Below are 5808 nucleotides of genomic sequence, written 5' to 3' on the forward strand. Positions count from 1 at the left end.
GCTGCGGTCCCGTGTCGCCGAACCTCGGCATCGCGCCCGTACCCGTGACCGTCCGCGCGCCTCCGGGCACGCGCGGCACCGGACCGGTGTCCGTCACCCGCGGGATCGGGCCCGTGTCGCTGATCCGCGGAATCGGCCCCGTGTCCCCGCGCCGCGGCAGCGGCGGACGCGCCCCGGAACCCGAACCAGAACCGGAGCCGGAACGGCGGCCGGCAGCGGAACCCGGGCCGGAATCCGGCCCTGAGCCGGACCCGGGCCTCGCCCCGGTCCTGCCCCCGCCGTCCCGCGCCTGCTTCTTGCCCTTGCCGGCCGCGCTGTGCCTGCCCACCGTGTGTGTCAGCTCCCGCCGGGGCTCGCGTCCGCGACCCCTGTCTCGTACTCGTCCAACAGCTCGGTGAACGCCCTGGCCACCACTTCCGGGTACTCCATCATGGCCACGTGCCCCGCCGCCGGCAGGGCCAGCAGCCGCGAGTTGCGGAACGCGGTCTTCGCCCGCCGCGCCATCCTGAACGATACGAGTTGGTCGCGGCAGCCGTAGACGAGCAGCGTAGGGGCCAGCACCCGCTCGGCCAGCCGCCACAGCGAATGCTGCCCTCCCAGGGTGTACGCGCCGACCACCCCGCGCGCCGACCGCTCCATGGCGTCCCAGTGGTACGGCAGCCGCATGCGCCTGGCGTATTCGCGCGCGTGCTCGGCGAAGCCCTCCGGGCTGACGCGGCGCGGGTCGCCGTAGCAGAGGCCCAGTACGGCGCGGGTGCGCTGCTCCGCGGTCCAGTCCCGGGTCAGCCGCGCGAAGAGCGCGGTGACGCCGGGCAGGGCGAGCAGCGCGGTGGGCACCGCGGTGCGCTGCGGGGGCAGTTCGGGCAGGGCGGGCGAGACGAGGGTGAGGGTGCGCACCAGGTCGGGGCGGAGCGCCGCGACGCGGGTGACGATGGTGCCGCCCAGCGAGTTGCCGAAGAGGTGTACGGGGCCGCGGTCGCCGGCGTCGAGGTAGCGGATGACGGCGCGGGCGTGGCCGGACAGGGAGTAGTCGCCGTCGTCGGGGGGCGGGGAGTCGCCGAAGCCGGGGAGGTCGACGGCGTCTCCGTCGACGCGGCCGGCGAGCAGGGGGCCGAGGCCGGCCCAGTTCAGCGCGGAGCCGCCGAGCCCGTGCACGTACACCGCGGGCGGCAGTCCCGGGCGTGCCGGCGGGTGGCCGCGGACGGCGAGGGTGAGCCCGGGGAGCGTCACCTGCCGTCGCGTGACACCGCTTCGGCCTCCGGTGGGGGAGGGCGGCGCTGTCCCGGGCGAGCCGTTCGCCGGGAATGCTTCGTCGCCCGCCAGATAGGGCTCTGTCGACGGCATGGGGGCAATGTTACGAGACAGTCACGCAGTGGTTCATGTGTTCGCGCTCACAAGCCGCCTCGCGGCCGAAAGCACCCTCTCTTAGGCTCGTATGGAGGACATCGACCGAAACTGTGCCCGAAGTCAGGGTGACGGACGACGCGGAGAGGGAGACGACGCCATGGCGGTCGACCCGCAGGATTCGGACACCTTCGACGAGCCATCCCGCCGTACGGGCCGGGCCCGGGCGGCGGACGCCCCCGGGGGACCGGACGACGAGACCCCGGAGGCCGACGCCGCGGAGCAGCGCGCCGAGGTGGGGCAGGGCGACGAGGAGAACGGGCCGGGCGGGCGCGACGGTGCCGAGGCGGACCCGGCGGACGCCGCCGAACAGGCCCGCGCCGTCGAACAAGACGAGGACGAATACCGGTGACGTGCACGGTATTGCCCCGGTTCGGCCCAGGTCGAGGGCGATGAAATTTCGCGCAGCGACGGAGCGCCGGACGATTACCCGCACGTACGATGGCACCTGCGGTCGGCCCGCCGGACAGGCCCGGCGTCCCGGGGGCGATCATCTGAGGAACCAGGAGGCGCAGTGACAGCCATGGAGCAGGCCGAGACGCGTCCACGCAGTACGAGGCTTCCCCGTCGCGCGCGCCGCAACCAGCTCCTCGGTGCGGCCCAGGAGGTCTTCGTCGCCCAGGGGTACCACTCCGCCGCCATGGACGACATCGCGGACCGCGCCGGCGTCAGCAAGCCGGTGCTCTACCAGCACTTCCCCGGCAAGCTGGAGTTGTACCTCGCCCTGCTCGACCAGCACTGCGACGCGCTGCTCAAGGCGGTGCGCGCGGCGCTCGCGTCCACGTCGGACAACAAGCAGCGCGTCGCCGCCACGATGGATGCGTACTACGCCTTCGTCGAGGACGAGGGCGGCGCATTCCGGCTGGTCTTCGAGTCCGACCTGACCAACGAGCCCGCGGTCCGCGAGCGCGTCGACCGGGTCAGCCTGGACTGCGCGCAGGCGGTCAGCGAGGTCATCGCGGAGGACACCGACCTGCCGGTCGAGCAGGCGATGCTGCTCGCGGTGGGGCTGTGCGGCATGGCGCAGATCACCGCGCGGTACTGGCTGGGCTCCGGCCGGTCCATCCCGCGGGACGCCGCCGCCCGCCTGATCGCCTCGCTCTCCTGGCGCGGCATCGCCGGCTTCCCGCTGCACGGCGGCCCGGACCAGCCGTAGGACGGCTCCCCGGAAGACGCCCCGCAGCGTGTTCGCTGCGGGCGTGCAGGCATCGGTCCCGCGGGGTGTGCACGCCGGGTTAGTGTGCACACGTACATCCAACTGACCGAAAGGGATCAGGCCGTGGAGGTCAAGATCGGCGTGCAGCACGCCCCCCGTGAGATCAGCCTGGAGAGCGGGCAGTCCGCCGAAGAGATCGAGAGCGCGGTGGCGGACGCGCTCGGCGGCAAGTCGGAGGTGCTGACCCTGGTCGACGACCGCGGCCGGAAGATCCTCGTGCCGTCGGCCCGTATCGCCTACGTGGAGATCGGCGCGCCGACCGCGCGCAAGGTGGGTTTCGGCGCCCTCTGAGGGCGGTTTTCCCCGCCTTCCCAGCTCGTCCGGCCCCCCGGTGTCCGACACCGGGGGGCCGTCGTTTGCCCGCGGATCCATGCGGGTAGATCCGGAGCGTCCGATTCGCCCCAGCAGTGGGGGCCCAACGAAGGGCGGGCGCGAGATGATCCTGACAGCCGTGTGTTCCGCAGTCATCGGCCTGGCCATTGCGCTGGCCGCACTCTCCCGCTATCCCGACCGGTTCCGGCACCGGAACCTCACCCTGGCCACAGGACCGGGAGCCGCCGTCCTCGGCGCCGCCCTGGCCCACACGGTGCTGGGCTCGGGGAACCTGCCGATCGTCCTGCCGGTGGCCGGGGCCTTCGCGGCGGCGATGCTGTCGCTGCTGGTCAAGAACCCGGAGCGGAGCCGCCCGGCGGCGGCGTACCTGGCGGGCCGCCCCGTGCGCTGAGCCGCGGACGTACCGAAGCCTTCGGTTCCGCCCCGATCCCCTCGGATCGGGGCGGAATCATTTCGGAACCGCTAGGCGGAGAGCCCCAGCGCCGCCATCCGCTTGGTGTGCGCCTCGGTGATACGGGAGAACATCCGCCCCACCTCCGCCAGGTCGAACCCGTCGGCGACCCCGCCGACGAGCATCATCGACAGCGCATCCCGCTCCGCCACCACCCGCTGCGCCTGGCTCAGCGCCTCGCCCATCAGCCGCCGTGCCCACAGCGCCAGCCGGCCGCCGACCCGCGGGTCGGCCTCGATCGCGCTGCGGACCTTGCCCACGGCGAACGTCGCGTGCCCGGTGTCGTCCAGCACGCTCAGCACCAGGCCGCGGGTGTCGGAGTCCAGCCGGACCGCGACCTCGCGGTAGAAGTCGCTGGCGATGGAGTCGCCGACGTACGCCTTGACCAGCCCCTCCAGCCAGTCGGAGGGCGCCGTCTGGCGGTGGAACTCGTCGAGCGCGGCGGCGAACGGCTCCATCGCGCGGGCCGGGTTCTCGTCGATCTCGGCCAGCCGGTCCCGCAGCCGCTCGAAGTGGTGGAACTCGGCCGCGGCCATCGCCGCCAGCTCCGCCTTGTCCTCCACGCCGGGCGCCAGCTTCGCGTCCTCCGCCAGCCGCTCGAAGGCGGCCAGCTCGCCGTAGGCGAGGGCGCCGAGCAGGTCGACGACCGCGGCCCGGTACTGCGGGTCGGCGGCGGCCTGCGCCCAGTCCTCGGCGGCTACGCCGGATGCGGCGGCGGTGCCTCCGTCATCCCCGGTCTCTCCGGTGTCCTGGGGTGCGGCCTCGTCGGCAGGGGGAGTGTCCATGGAGCGGAATATAGCGGCCCGTAGGGACCTGGGAAGAGCCTGGTCAGCCCGTGGACTATGAGACATCGCACAACACGGCTGCACGATATTAGGTAGAGTGGTATAGCACCTGCCGGTCACGGCGGGTCCCCATGCCGTGGGCGTGAGCCCGGAGGCGCGTGGGAAGCATGTACTGAAGGATGCCCGGTCGGTGGCCCGATCGGCTCCGCCCCGACCGCTCTCAGCGGAGCCCGTGCGGCCTGTCCCGCCGTACGCACACCGCCGGAGGGAATTCTCGCGGCTGGAGCGCGCGAGAGACGGAAGAAGTGGTCCCGCGCCACCCGCACGGTACGACCCCCGTCCCCCGCCGCTCGCCGCGACCGACAGAAGAGGCAAGCATCCTGTCCACGTTTCGAGACCTGGGGATCCTCCCCGAGACTGCTGAGGCCCTGGAGGCCGTGGGAATCACCACTCCTTTCCCCATTCAGGAGATGACCCTTCCCGTGGCCCTCGCCGGCACCGATGTGATCGGCCAGGCCAAGACCGGTACCGGCAAGACGCTCGGCTTCGGCCTTCCCCTCCTGGAGAAGGTCGTCGTCCCCGCCGACGTCGAGTCCGGTCGCGCCGACACCGGCGCCCTGACGAACGCGCCGCAGGCGCTCGTCGTCGTCCCTACCCGCGAGCTGTGCGTGCAGGTCACCAACGACCTGCAGACCGCCGGCAAGGTCCGTAACGTCCGCGCGCTGTCGATCTACGGCGGCCGGGCGTACGAGCCCCAGCTGGAGGCGCTGAGGAAGGGCGTCGACGTCGTCGTCGGCACCCCCGGCCGCCTCCTCGACCTCGCCGGCCAGCGCAAGCTGGACCTGTCGAAGATCAAGGTGCTGGTGCTCGACGAGGCCGACGAGATGCTCGACCTCGGCTTCCTGCCGGACGTCGAGAAGATCATCCAGCAGCTGCCGGCCAAGCGGCAGACGATGCTGTTCTCGGCGACGATGCCGGGGCAGGTCATCGGCCTCGCCCGGCGCTACATGTCGCAGCCGACCCACATCCGCGCCACCGCGCCCGACGACGAGGGCGCCACCGTCGCCGCCGTCGAGCAGCACGCCTTCCGGGCGCACTCGATGGACAAGCCGGAGATGCTGGCGCGCATCCTGCAGGCCGACGGCCGCGGGCTGACCATGATCTTCTGCCGTACGAAGCGCACGTGCGCGGACGTCGCGGAGCAGTTGGGCCGGCGCGGGTTCGCCGCCGGCTCGGTCCACGGCGACCTGGGCCAGGGCGCGCGCGAGCAGGCGCTGCGGGCGTTCCGCAACGGCAAGGTCGACGTGCTGGTCTGCACCGACGTGGCGGCGCGCGGCATCGACGTCACCGGCATCACGCACGTGATCAACTACCAGACGCCGGAAGACGAGAAAACGTACCTGCACCGCATCGGCCGCACCGCCCGCGCGGGCGCGTCCGGCACGGCGGTCACGCTGGTCGACTGGGACGAGATCACGCGCTGGCACCTGATCAACAAGGCGCTGGAGCTCGACCTGGAGAACCCCCAGGAGACGTACTCCACCTCCCCGCACCTGTACGAGGCACTGAGCATCCCGGAGGGTACGAAGGGCGTGCTGCCGCGCGCCGAGCGGACCCGC

General features: G+C 72.5%; 7 protein-coding genes. 5 read left to right on the plus strand and 2 right to left on the minus strand.

Features of this window, described 5'->3' with window-relative positions; translation table 11 throughout:
* Positions 1 to 336: 336 nt before the first annotated feature.
* Positions 337 to 1230: an alpha/beta fold hydrolase gene (locus H5J30_RS15315; protein ID WP_181787988.1), complete on the minus strand. Its 894-nt coding sequence runs from the start codon at positions 1228 to 1230 to the stop codon at positions 337 to 339.
* 274 nt (positions 1231 to 1504) lie between these two features.
* On the opposite strand from H5J30_RS15315, the gene H5J30_RS15320 reads away from it, so the two are divergent.
* The 4 genes from H5J30_RS15320 (at position 1505) to H5J30_RS15335 (ending at position 3344) form a co-directional block, all read left to right on the plus strand.
* Complete coding sequence (locus H5J30_RS15320) at positions 1505 to 1756, plus strand: hypothetical protein (protein WP_181787989.1); 252 nt, start codon at positions 1505 to 1507, stop codon at positions 1754 to 1756.
* Between the two features lie 162 nt (positions 1757 to 1918).
* Positions 1919 to 2560 carry a TetR/AcrR family transcriptional regulator gene (locus H5J30_RS15325; protein WP_026276101.1) on the plus strand — a complete coding sequence of 214 codons (642 nt, stop codon included), beginning with the start codon at positions 1919 to 1921 and terminating at the stop codon, positions 2558 to 2560.
* A 123-nt stretch (positions 2561 to 2683) separates the two neighbouring features.
* Positions 2684 to 2911, plus strand: coding sequence for a DUF3107 domain-containing protein (locus H5J30_RS15330; protein WP_181787990.1), 228 nt, complete (start codon positions 2684 to 2686; stop codon positions 2909 to 2911).
* A gap of 160 nt (positions 2912 to 3071) precedes the next feature.
* Positions 3072 to 3344: a hypothetical protein gene (locus tag H5J30_RS15335; RefSeq protein ID WP_374100983.1), complete on the plus strand. Its 273-nt coding sequence runs from the start codon at positions 3072 to 3074 to the stop codon at positions 3342 to 3344.
* Between the two features lie 71 nt (positions 3345 to 3415).
* On the opposite strand, the gene H5J30_RS15340 is transcribed toward H5J30_RS15335, so the two are convergent.
* Positions 3416 to 4189, minus strand: a complete 774-nt coding sequence (locus H5J30_RS15340; protein ID WP_181787992.1) for a ferritin-like fold-containing protein — start codon at positions 4187 to 4189, stop codon at positions 3416 to 3418.
* A gap of 305 nt (positions 4190 to 4494) precedes the next feature.
* Between H5J30_RS15340 and H5J30_RS15345 the strand changes: the two genes are divergently transcribed.
* Positions 4495 to 5808 (plus strand): DEAD/DEAH box helicase (locus H5J30_RS15345; protein ID WP_374100984.1); only part of this gene is annotated, 1314 nt, incomplete at its 3' end.

It is taken from the genome of Streptomyces phytophilus (genome assembly GCF_013870535.1).
GTDB classification, from domain to species: domain Bacteria; phylum Actinomycetota; class Actinomycetes; order Streptomycetales; family Streptomycetaceae; genus Streptomyces; species Streptomyces phytophilus.

Coding starts and splice junctions, on each gene's coding strand:
- H5J30_RS15320 (WP_181787989.1), top strand. CDS start 1,505: ATGGCGGTCGACCCGCAGGATTCGGACACCTTCGACGAGCCATCCCGC.
- H5J30_RS15340 (WP_181787992.1), bottom strand. CDS start 4,189: ATGGACACTCCCCCTGCCGACGAGGCCGCACCCCAGGACACCGGAGAG.